4 protein-coding genes are annotated in these 3,416 nt (G+C 69.3%); all 4 read right to left on the reverse strand.

From position 1 onward, the window contains the following. Window positions 1-44: 44 nt before the first annotated feature. Window positions 45-1,157 carry a patatin-like phospholipase family protein gene (locus AC1DU6_RS24250; RefSeq protein ID WP_457390127.1) on the reverse strand — a complete coding sequence of 371 codons (1,113 nt, stop codon included), beginning with the start codon at window positions 1,155-1,157 and terminating at the stop codon, window positions 45-47. 52 nt (window positions 1,158-1,209) lie between these two features. Beyond that, entirely contained in the window at window positions 1,210-1,710 is a 501-nt protein-coding gene (locus tag AC1DU6_RS24255; protein ID WP_457324869.1) for a cupin domain-containing protein, read from the reverse strand. A gap of 41 nt (window positions 1,711-1,751) precedes the next feature. Next, window positions 1,752-2,534 carry a 3-hydroxybutyrate dehydrogenase gene (locus tag AC1DU6_RS24260; protein WP_457324868.1) on the reverse strand — a complete coding sequence of 261 codons (783 nt, stop codon included), beginning with the start codon at window positions 2,532-2,534 and terminating at the stop codon, window positions 1,752-1,754. A gap of 12 nt (window positions 2,535-2,546) precedes the next feature. Next, the coding region (locus AC1DU6_RS24265) for an NAD(P)/FAD-dependent oxidoreductase (protein ID WP_477860192.1) at window positions 2,547-3,416 on the reverse strand (870 nt) is incomplete at its 5' end.

Raw genomic sequence — 3,416 nt, forward strand, 5'->3', positions numbered from 1 at the left:
CATCAGCAGCGCGCAGGCCGCGGCGCCGGTGAACGCCAAAAGGTTCATGCCGCCTCTTCCAACACGTGCTCGATGACGCCCTCGATCGGGTCCACCGGCGCCTGCCAGGGCGCGCGCTCGATCATGCGGCGTGCGTCAACCAGGCCTGCGGAGCGGCGCGCCTTGACGCCGGCGGGCGTGAAGTCGATGTCCTTGGTGTGGTCTTCGCCCTCGATGCGCGGCGCCAGCAGATGAGCCACGTGCATGGTGGTGCCGCAGCCCCAGGCGGTGAGCTCCTTGGCGCCGCGCTGCTGCGCGGGCGACAGCAGGCCGCCGAGCTCGCGAATGATGTGGCGCAGCCGGTGGATCTGCTTCTGGCGGGTGATGTGGCTGTCGGCCCGGCTGGCGTACTGGATGTCCTTCTGACGGCCCATCACCTGCCAGATCGACTCAGGCTGCGGCGCCGTCTGGTGCCAGACGTTGACGGCAAAGATCAGCGCGTCGCGGCGCGGGTTGTCGTCCAGCACGGCCTCGATGGGCGTGTTGGAGTAGAGGCCGCCATCCCAGTAGGCCTCGCCGTCGATGACGACGGCCGGGAAGGCCGGCGGCAATGCGCCTGAGGCCATGACGTGCTCCAGGCCGACGGGTTCCTCGCGCGAGTCGAAGTAGCGCATCTGGCCGCTGCGCACATTCACCGCGCCGACAGTGAGGCGCATGCCACCGCGTTGCAGTTGCTCGAAGTCGACCAGGCCGCGCAGTGTCTCGCGCAGCGGCTCGGTGCTGTAGTAGGACGCCTTGTCCACGCCCAGCTGCGCCTGGCTGCCGCGCAGGGCCGCCAGGTTGGGCTCGAAGAAGGCCGGGATGCCACGCATCACCGTCGTCATGTTGGCCATCAGGTTGCCCATACCCAGCCAGTCCAGCGGCCCGGCCAGGCGGTTCTGCTGCTCGACGTGGCGCCAGAAGTCGTTGAGCCTCTCCATGCGCCGCTCCGGTGGGTTGCCGGCGATCAGCGCGGCGTTGATGGCGCCGATGGACGTGCCGATGACCCAGTCCGGCTCGATGCCGGCTTCGTGCAGCGCCTGGTAGACGCCGACCTGGTAGGCGCCCAGCGCACCGCCGCCCTGGAGCACCAGGACGACCTGCGGACGCGATGTGGGGGAAGCATTCTTGGTGGCCATGGTGGGTCTCGGCTGGGTAGGTGGGCGTGGGTCGGCGGGCGGGGTCGCGGGCTTACATGTGTTCCTTCATCGTGGCGGGCTTGCCGTCGTTGACGATGTCGGCGATGGTCAGCTCGACCGGTGCGTTGGTGCTGTTCTTCCACCAGTGCTTGGTGCCGAGGAACTCGCGCGAGATGTCGCCGGCCTTGTGCAGGATGGGCACGGCGCATTTGCTGGAGTTCTCGTAGATCTCGCCGCTGTTGACCATGATCAGCGCGGGCCGGTCCTCGTGGCTGTGGAAGGGCACGACGCCGCCGGGCGCAATGGTCATGTGGCGCATGCGCAGGCGGCGCTGGGCCAGGTGCACGTTCTCCTTGACCAGGTCGATGGACGCCAGCTCGGTGTCAGTCACGCCGACGGGGGCCGTGGCGGCGTCGGCCAGCGCATTGGCCATGACCTTGTCGGCCGGGCATTCACCGGCGTGCGAGCTGCCGCCTGCCAGGCTGGCGACGAGGGCGGCGACGGCGGCCACGAGGTGGCTGAAGCGGGAAGTGCGGGTGCGGATGGTCTTCATGGGGTGCTCCTGGAGCGTTGGGGGGAAGGGGGGGAGAAAAATCACTGCGCCGTCCAGCCACCCTCGATGGGCAGCACGGCGCCGGTGATGGAGGCGGCGTCGTCGGAACAGAGGAAGGACGTCAGCGCCGCGACCTGTTCGACGGTGACGAATTGCTTGGTGGGCTGGGCGGCCAGCAGCACGTCGCGGATGACGGCCTGCTCGCTGATGCCGCGGGCGCGGGCGGTGTCGGGGATCTGCTGCTCGACCAGCGGTGTCAGCACATAGCCCGGGCAGACCGCGTTGACCGTGATGCCGGCCTCGGCCAACTCCAGCGCCACGGTCTTGGTGAAGCCAGCCACGCCATGCTTGGCCGCCACGTAGGCCGATTTGTATTTGCTGGCCACCAGCGCATGGGCCGAGGCCACGTTGACGATGCGGCCCCAGCCCTTCTTCTTCATGGCCGGCACGGCCAGGCGGGTGGTGTGGAAGCCCGCACTGAGGTTGATCGCCAGGATGGCGTACCACTTGTCGACCGGGAACTCTTCGACCGGCGCCACATGCTGGATGCCGGCGTTGTTGACGAGCAGGTCGACGGCGCCGAACTCGGCAATCGCCTTGCCCATCATGCGGTCGATCTGGTCGGGCTGGCTCATGTCGGCCGGGTCGTAGCGCACCTGCACGTCGTGTTGTTCCATGAGTTCGAGTCGCAGCTTCTCGATGGCCGGCGCGTCGCCAAAACCGTTGAGCACGACRTTGGCGCCCTGGGCGGCCAGCGAGCGGGCGATGCCCAGGCCGATGCCGGATGTGGAGCCCGTGACGAGGGCGGTCTTGCCAATGAACATGGTGGGTTCTCCTTACTTGGGAACGGATGAGTTGGAGGTGCCGCGGTCGACCTCGGTCGTGCGGGTGAAGCGCAGGTGCGTGATGTCGAGGGGAAAGAACAGGCCCCAGGTCCACTCGACCCAGATGCGCGTCTTGCGGCCCAGCGTGGGCATGCGCAGCAGGTAGTAGCCGCGCCACAACAGCCAGGCGGGAAGGCCCGACAGGCGCAGGCCGAACAGCAGCGCCACGCCCTTGAGGTGGCCGGTCGTGGCCATCATTCCGCGGGCGGCGTAGGCAAAGGGCTTGGTGGGCTGGCCGCGCAGTTTGAGCAGCAGGTTGTTGGCGAGCGCCTTGGCCTGGGCGACGGCGAACTGCGCCGTCGGTGGGCAGATCAGGCCGTCGCGGGCATTGGGTTGGGCGGCGCAGTCGCCGAGGGCCCACAGGGCGGGCTCGTCCTGCACGCGACCGTCGGCCTCGGTGGCGATGCGGCCGCGCTGCAGCGGCAGGGCCAGCGCTTCCACGAGCGGGTTGGGCCGAGTGCCGACGGTGCAGACAACCGTTGCGCTCGGCAGCTTCTGGCCGTCGGACAGTTCGACCGCGTCGGCATGGATGCGCGCGGCCCGGGTGCCGCAGCGCACGTGCACGCCGCGGCGCGACAGCGAGCGTTCGGCGGCGTCGCCCAGGGCCGGCGGCAGCTCGGGCAGCAGCCGGTCACCGTCATGCAGCAGCGTGATGCCGAAGCCGGCGGCACGGGTGCGTGGGTAGTGGCGGCTGGCGCTCTTGACGAAGTCGGCCAGCGCGCCGGCCACCTCGACACCGGAGAAGCCGCCGCCGATGACGACGAAGTGGGCGAGGGCCTGCCCCTGCGTCGCGTCGTCGCAGAGTTCCACGCGGGCCAGAGC

This window comes from Roseateles sp. P5_B10 (assembly GCF_056400485.1).